We start from the raw sequence: 8,332 nt of genomic DNA on the forward strand, positions 1-8,332 counted from the left end.
GCCCCGCGCAGCGCCGTCACACCATCGGCGAACCGCACCGCCTCCCGCACATGCCGCACCCAGTACTCCGGGTTACTGATCTCGTCACCGGCCAGGGCCCCCGTCACGTTCGACACGACCGGCAACAGCGGCGCGGCGAACACCAACCCATCCAGGACCGTACGGAACTCGGCCAGCATCGGCTCCATCAACGGACTGTGGAACGCGTGACTCACCGCCAGCCGGCGCGTACGCACCCCCCGATCACGCCAGACCCGCTCCACCTCGTCGAGAGCCTCGACCGCGCCCGACACCACCACGGCGGCAGGCCCGTTGACCGCCGCGATACCCAGCCGATCGGTCATCCCGGCGAGAGACTGCGCCACCGCAGCCTCGTCAGCGGCCACAGCCAGCATCCCACCACCGGCGGGCAGCGCCTGCATCAACCGACCCCGCGCCGCCACCAACTGACACGCGTCGGCCAAGGACAGCACACCCGCCACATGCGCCGCCGTCACCTCACCGATCGAATGACCAGCCAGCATGTCCGGCACAATCCCGAACGACTCCACCAGACGGAACAACGCCACCTCGACGGCAAACAGCCCGGCCTGCGTGAACACCGTCTGATCCAGCAACTCCGCCTCGGGGCTGCCCGCCGACGCGAACAGCACCTCCCGCAACGGACGCGGCAGCAGCGCATCGAGGTGCGCACACACCTCATCCAGCGCGGCGGCGAACACCGGGAACTCCGCCGACAAGTCCCGGCCCATGCCGGCACGCTGCGCACCCTGACCCGAGAACAGCAGCGCCATCTCGCCGCGTGCGGCGACGGCACCAGTCACGACGGCCCCCGACGGCTCGCCGGCCGCCACTGCCGCGAGGCCCGCCAGCAGCTCGTCCCGGCTCGCCCCGGACACCACCGCCCGGTGCTCCAACGCCGACCGCGACGTCACCGACGACCAGGCCACATCCACGCCGCGCGGGGCCTCGTCGACGCTCAGCCACCGCGCCCACCGGCCCGCCTGGCCGGCGAGTGCCGCGGCGTCACGGGCCGACAGCAGCACCGGCACCACCGGCGGCACCTCGCGGACGACGACCTCGCCCTCGATCGTCTCGGCCGGCGGCTGCTCGATGATCACGTGCGCGTTCGTACCGGAGATCCCGAACGACGACACCCCCGCCCGACGCGGCCGACCCACCCCCGGCCACGGCATCGCCTCGGTGGCCAGGGCCACCGCCCCGGCCGTCCAGTCGATGTGTGGGGACGCCTCGTCCACGTGCAGGGTCGCCGGCACCAGACCATGTCGCATCGCCAACACCATCTTGATCACACCGGCCACACCCGCAGCCGCCTGCGCATGCCCGATGTTCGACTTGATCGACCCCAGCCAGAGCGGCCGATCGGCGGGCCGGTCCTGCCCGTACGTCGCCAACAACGCCTGCGCCTCGATCGGGTCACCAAGCGTCGTACCCGTACCGTGCGCCTCCACCACGTCCACGTCCGCCGGGACCAGACGCGCGTTCGCCAGCGCCTGCCGGATCACCCGCTGCTGCGACGGACCATTCGGCGCCGTCAGCCCGTTCGACGCACCATCCTGATTCACCGCGCTGCCCCGCACCACCGCCAGCACACGGTGCCCGTTGCGCTGGGCGTCCGACAGCCGCTCCACGAGCAGCACGCCGACGCCCTCCGACCAGCCGGTCCCGTCGGCCGACGCCGCGAACGACCTACACCGGCCGTCGGCCGACAGGCCACGCTGCCGCGAGAACTCCACGAAGGTGCCAGGCGTCGCCATCACCGTCACTCCACCGGCGAGCGCGAGGTCGCACTCGCCGCTGCGCAGCGCCTGCACCGCGAGGTGCAGCGCCACCAGCGACGACGAGCACGCCGTGTCGACAGTGACCGCCGGGCCTTCGAGGCCGAACGTGTACGCGACCCGGCCGGACAGCACGCTGCCCGAGTTGCCGGTGCCGATGTAGCCCTCGACTTCGGGCGTCTCCATGAGCCGCGTCGAGTAGTCGTGGTAGATGACGCCCGCGAAGACGCCGGTCCGGCTGCCCCGCAGACCCGACGGGTCCAGGCCCGCCGACTCGAACGTCTCCCACGACGCCTCCAGCAGCAGCCGGTGCTGCGGATCCATGGCGAGGGCCTCGCGAGGCGAGACACCGAAGAAACCGGGGTCGAACTCTGCCGCGCCGTACAGGAAACCGCCGTGGCGGGTGTACGAGGTGCCGGCGTGGTCGGGGTCCGGGTCGTACAGCGACTCCAGGTCCCAGCCCCGGTCGGCCGGGAACTCCCCGATGCCCTCCCCACCGGTGCTGACCAGCTTCCACAACTCGTCGGGAGACTCCACCCCGCCGGGGTAGCGGCAGGCCATGCCGACGATCGCGATCGCCTCGTCGGCGTCGCCGGTCGCCGCCTCGTCGGTCGTGACGGCGCCGGGCCGGGTGCCGGCGAGTTCCGCGTACACGTGGGCCGCCAGGACCTGCGGGGACGGGTGGTCGAACACCAGGGTCGAGGTGAGGCGCAGGCCGGTCGCGCCGTTCACCCGGTTGCGCAGCTCGACGGCGGTCAGCGAGTCGAAGCCCAGGTCCTTGAATGCCCGGTCGGCCGGCACGGCCTCGGCGCCGCCGTGCCCGAGGACCTGCGCGACCAGGCCCCGGATCAGCTGGTCGACCTGCGCGAGGCCGTCCTCTGCGCTGAGGCCGGTGAGGCGGTCGGCCCAGCCGCCGGGGGCGCCCTGGCCGGCGCGGCGGCGGGTCGTCGCCACGTCGACCAGGTTGCGCAGCATCGGCGGTACGACCGCGCCGGCTGCTGCCGCCCGCAGCGCGGGTACGTCGATCGCGGCCGGCACCAGCGCCGCCCGCTGTGCCCCCACGGCGGCGTCGAAGAGTTCCAGGCCGGTGCGGGCGTTCATCGGTCGGAGTCCGGCGCGTGCCGTACGGGCCCGGTCGTTGCCGCCGATCGACGCGGCCATGCCGGCGGTGTCCCACATGCCCCACGCCAGACTCACCGCAGGCAACCCGAGCTGCCGCCGCCACACCGCCAACCCGTCCAGAAACGCGTTACCCGCCGCATACGCCGACTGACCCGGCGAACCCAACACACCCGCCACCGACGAGAACACCACGAACAAATCCAGATCCAGCGACGCCGTCGCCTCATGCAACAACCAACCCGCCGACACCTTCGGCGCCAACACCCCCGCCAGCCGCTCCTCGGTGACCCGCTCGATCACCCCGTCATCCAGCACACCAGCCGTATGCACCACACCCGCCAACCGACCACCAGCGGCGATCTCCGCCACCAGGGCGGACACCTGATCCCGATCCGTCACATCACACGCCACCACCCGCACCGACGCACCCAACGCCGACAACCGCTCCGACAACCCACCCGCACCCACAGCCTCCGGACCACGCCGAGACACCAACACCAGCGACCGCACCCCATACACCGACACCAGATGCTCCGCCACCAACGCACCCAACGCACCCGTACCACCCGTCACCAACACCGCACCATCACCCAGGCTCGGCGCCTCCACCGACACCGGCACCACCGCACGCACCAGACGCGGCACGAACACCCCACCCGCACGCACGGCCAGTTGGCCGCCGGCCGGATCCCCGGCGAAACGGGCCAGGACGCCGAGCATTCCGGGGTTGATCGCGTCGTCGACGTCGGCCAGGACGATGCGACCAGGGTGCTCGGACTGCGCAGAGCGCAGCAGGCCCCACACGGCCGCGGCGGCCAGGTCGCTCACCCGGTCCCCGTCGCGGACAGCCAGCGCGCCCCGGGTCACCACCACGAGCGTCGAGTCGGCCAGCACGTCGACGGCCAGCCACTCCTGCACCAGGCCCAGCACGTCGGTGGTGACCGTGCGGACGGCCTCCGCCGGGTCGCCGTCGTCGGCGTGCGACGCGGCCGGCGTGAAGAGCAGCAGGCGCGGCGGGGCGATGCCGGCGTCGATGGCGGCGCGCAGCTGCCGGATCGTCTCGGCGGAGGGGCCACCGGGAACGCCCGGCAGGGCCGGCCCGCCCAGCACCGCCCAGCCCGACGCGTCGTCGACCGGGTCGGCCTCCTCGGCCTGCCAGGCCACCTCGAACAGGGAGCGCGACGCCGCGTTCGGGGCGGCCACCCCGGTCAGCTCCCGCAGGACGAGGGAGTCCACCGACACCACCGGCGCGCCCGCCTCGTCGCGGGCGGTCATCCGCACCGCGGACCCGTTGCGGGTCAACCGCACCCGCAGCAGCCTCGCGCCGGAGGCGTGCACCTGTACGCCCTCGAAGGCGAAGGGCACGCGCGGTCCGCCCGTCTCGTCGGTGCCGGGCAGCAGCCCGATCGGGTGCAGGGCGGCGTCCAGCAGCGCCGGGTGCACGCCGAAGCGAGCCGCCTCCGCCGCCGGGTCGTCCGGCAGGACCACCTCGGCGAAGACGTCGTCCTCGCCGGTCCACACCCGGCGCAGCCCCTGGAACGCCGGCCCGTACGACAGGCCGTGTTCGAGCAGCGCCGGGTACCAGCCGGTCAGGTCCACCTCGGTGGCACCGGCGGGCGGCCAGGCGGCCGGCTGCGGTTCGTCGGCCGTGGCCGGTTCCAGCACTCCCTCCGCGTGCCGGGTCCAGCCCGCCTCGGGGTCGTCGTCGGGGCGGGAGTAGACGGCGACGGGACGCTGCGGGGACTCCGACGCGGACACCCGTACCTGGATCCGTACGGCGCCGGACTCGGGCAGCACCAGCGGCACGAGCACCGTCAGGTCCCGCAGCCGCGGCAGGTCCGCCTCGTCGCCGGCGCGGACGGCAAGCTCCACGAGGGCCGTGCCCGGGACCAGTGGCACGCCGGAGACGACGTGGTCGGCCAGCCAGGGGTGGGTGGTCGGGGAGATCCGGCCGGTCAGCACGATCTCGTCGTCGCCGGCCAGGTCCACGGCCGCGCCGAGCAGACCGTGCTCGGCCACGCCGAGGCCGGCGCCGCTGACGTCGCCGGCGCGCAGCCGGCCCACGGCCGGCCAGAAGCGCTGCCGCTGGAACGGGTACGTCGGCAGGTCGACCGGGCGGGTTCCGGCCGGCAGGAGGGCGGTCCAGGTGACCGGCGTGCCGTGCGCGTACAGCTCCGCAAGCGCGTGGACCAGCGACGCCGGCTCGGGTCGGCCGGGGCGCAGGGTCGCCACGACCGCCGCCGCGTCGTCGTCCGGCAGGCAGGCGCCCACCATGCCGGCGAGCACCGCGTCGGGGCCCAGTTCGAGGAAGGTGCGGACGTTGCGCTCGCGCAGGCTCGCGACCCCGTCGGCGAAGCGGACGGTCTCGCGTACGTGGCGGACCCAGTAGTCGGGGGTGCCGATGTCGTCGGGGTCGGCGACCTGCCCGGTCAGGTTCGACACGATCGGCAGGACGGGCCAGTGGAACGTCAGCCCGTCGAGCGTCTGCCGGAACTCGGCCAGCATCGGCTCCATGAGCGGGCTGTGGAACGCGTGGCTGACGGTGAGCCGGCGCGTACGCACGCCCCGGTCCCTCCAGACCTGCTCCACCTCGTCGATAGCCTCGGCGGCACCGGAGACCACCACGGCGGTGGGGCCGTTGACGGCGGCGACGCCGACCCGGTCGGCGAGTTCGGCGATCGACTCGGCCACCGCGGCCTCGTCGGCGGCCACGGCGAGCATGCCGCCGCCGGCCGGCAACGCCTGCATGAGCCGACCCCGCGCCGCGACCAGCGCACACCCGTCAGCCAGGGACAGCACACCCGCCACATGCGCCGCCGCGATCTCGCCGATGGAGTGCCCGGCCACCAGGTCCGGCACCACACCGAACGACTCCACCAACCGGAACAGCGCCACCTCAACCGCGAACAACCCCGCCTGCGTGAACACCGTCTGATCCAGCAACCCCGCCCCGGGCGTGCCCGCCGCAGCGAACAGCACCTCCCGCAACGAACGCGGCAACAACGGATCCAGGTGACCGCACACCTCGTCGAGAGCGGCGGCGAACACCGGGAACGCCCCGTACAACTCGCGACCCATGCCGGCGCGCTGTGCGCCCTGGCCGGAGAAGAGGAAGGCGGTGCGGCCGCTGCGGGCGATCCCCCGCACGACGGCGGCCGAGGGCTCGTCGTCGGCCAGCGCACCGAGGGCGGCGAGCAGCCCGGCGCGGTCGGCGGGCAGCAGCACGGCGCGGTGCTCGAAGGCGCTGCGGGCGGTGACGAGGGCCCGGCCCACGTCGGCGATGGTCAGGTCCGGCTCGCCGTCGACGAGGGTCCGCAGCCGGCGCGCCTGCTCGTGCAGGGCGGCCTCGTCGCGGGCCGACAGGACGCAGGCGACGAGGTCACCCGGGACGCCCGTGGCGGGGGCGGCCTGCGCCGGGGCGGGCTCGGGGGCCTGCTCGACGATGGTGTGCGCGTTGGTGCCGCTGATGCCGAACGACGACACCGCCGCGCGGCGGGGCCGGCCGACGGCGGGCCACGGCCGGGCCTCGGTGAGCAGCGCGACCGACCCGGCCGTCCAGTCGATGTGCGGGGACGGCTTCTCGGCGTGCAGGGTCGGCGGCAGCACGCCGTGCCGCATCGCCAGCACCATCTTGATCACACCGGCGACGCCGGCCGCCGCCTGGGCGTGGCCGATGTTCGACTTGACCGACCCCAGCCACAGCGGACGGTCCTGCGGTCGGCCCTGCCCGTACGTGGCCAGCAGCGCCTGCGCCTCGATCGGGTCGCCGAGGGCGGTGCCGGTGCCGTGCGCCTCGACGGCGTCCACGTCGGTGGTGGCGAGCCGGGCGTTGGCGAGCGCCTGCCGGATCACCCGCTGCTGTGCCGGACCGTTCGGCGCGGTCAGACCGCTGCTGGCGCCGTCCTGGTTGACGGCGCTGCCGCGCACGACGGCGAGCACGCGGTGGCCGTTGCGCTGCGCGTCGGAGAGGCGCTCCAGCAGGAGCATGCCGACCCCCTCGGCGAAACCGGTGCCGTCAGCGCCGGCGCCGAACGCCTTGCACCGCCCGTCGGGCGACAGGCCGCGCTGCCGGGAGAACTCGGTGAGCATGCCGGGGGTGGACATGACGCTCACCCCGCCGGCGAGGGCGAGGCGGCACTCGTCCTGCCGGAGCGCCTGGGTGGCCAGGTGCAGCGCCACCAGCGACGACGAGCAGGCGGTGTCGACGGTGACGGCGGGGCCCTCCAGGCCGAACAGGTACGAGATGCGGCCGGAGGCGACGCTGCCGGCGCTGCCGTTGCCGACGTGGCCGTCCAGTTCGTCGGTGCCGCCGGCGGCCTGGGAGGCGTAGTCGTGGTAGATCAGGCCGACGTAGACGCCGGTGCTGCTGCCCCGCGCCGAGTGGGGGTCGATCCCGGCCCGCTCGAAGGCCTCCCAGGAGGTCTCCAGCAGCAGCCGCTGCTGTGGGTCCATCGCCAGGGCCTCGCGGGGCGAGATCCCGAAGAAGGCGGCGTCGAACTGGGCGGCGTCGTGGAGGAAGCCGCCCTGCCGTGGTACGGCGCCCGGGTCCTCGCCGTCGGCGCGCAGGTCGTCGAGGTTCCAGCCCCGGTCCGTGGGGAAGGGCGAGATGACGTCGGCGCCGGCGGTGACCACACCCCAGAGCTGCTCGGGGGTCTGTACGTCGCCGGGGAACCGGCAGGCCATGCCGATGATGGCGATCGGTTCGTCGAGGGCGGCGGCGGTGCCGACCGCGGCGGGCCGGTCCACGACCGCCGCGCCGCCGAACTCCCGGTCCAGGAACTCGGCGAGCACCATCGGGGCCGGGTAGTCGAACGCCACGGTGGCGGGCAGCCGCAGGCCGGTCGCGGCGGAGAGCCGGTTGCGCAGCTCCACCGAGGTGAGCGAGTCGAAGCCCAGCTCCTTGAAGGCGCGCTGGGCGTCGACGGTCTCCGCCGAGCGGTGTCCGAGCACCGCCGCCACGCTGGCGGTCACCAGGTCGAGCAGGTGGGAGCGCCGCTCCGCCGGGCCGAGCGTCGACAGCCGGTCGCGTACGGAGGCGGTGTCCGCGAGGCCGCGACCCGCCGTGCGCCGGGCCGGGCCTCCCGCGCGGACCACGTCCCGCAGCAGGCTGGGCACGTTCTGGCCGGTCGCCCGCGACGCCGGCGGCAGGTTCATGAGGACGAGGTGCGCCGCGTCGCGTTGACGCGCCAGCTCGTACAGCGCCACGCCCTGCCGGTCGGTCAACGGGGCGCTGGTGGCGCGGATCGCCTTACGGTGCTCGTTGCCGCCCAGGTGGGCGGTCATGGCGCTGCTGGTCGCCCACAGCCCCCAGGCGAGGCTGGTGGCGGGCAGCCCCTGCTCACGCCGGTGCCGGGCGAGGGCGTCGAGGAACGCGTTCGCGGCCGCGTAGTTGCCCTGCCCCGGCGAGCCGA

General features: G+C 74.3%; 1 protein-coding gene. It reads right to left on the bottom strand.

Annotated features, from left to right (window positions below; genetic code table 11):
- Positions 1-8,332, bottom strand: an 8,332-nt coding sequence (locus GA0070215_RS27555) for a type I polyketide synthase (RefSeq protein WP_141708281.1), incomplete at both ends; no start/stop codon positions are given.

Source organism: Micromonospora marina (genome assembly GCF_900091565.1).
GTDB lineage: Bacteria > Actinomycetota > Actinomycetes > Mycobacteriales > Micromonosporaceae > Micromonospora > Micromonospora marina.